The sequence below is a fragment of the Planomonospora algeriensis genome (assembly GCF_977012225.1).
In genome coordinates this window covers 1-248 of record NZ_CDRNDK010001171.1, presented here as the reverse complement: position 1 = coordinate 248, position 248 = coordinate 1, and the positions used below count along the sequence as shown (strand labels likewise).

The following is a 248-nucleotide window of genomic DNA, read 5'->3' as shown; positions in this document are numbered from 1 at the left end:
GAAACGGCACGCCATCCCCACGATCGCGATCGGCTCATCGACCCGCGAAGCACCGACCACGACCGCCTGCGAGACCTGGTCACCGGCCAGCTCCGCCACCACGTAATCCGCCACCGCCTCAGCGGTCGGATAGTCGAAGACCAACGTCGCCGGCAATCGCATACCAGCGACCCCGGTCAACCGATTACGCAATTCCACCGCGGTCAGAGAATCGAAACCCAAATCCTGAAACGCCCGCCCCGGCTCAA

Annotated in this window: 1 protein-coding gene; it reads right to left on the bottom strand. The window is 64.1% G+C overall.

Going from position 1 to position 248, the window contains the following annotated elements:
* Positions 1–248 (bottom strand): phosphopantetheine-binding protein (locus tag ACWJ6R_RS38290; protein ID WP_449066842.1); only part of this gene is annotated, 248 nt, incomplete at both ends.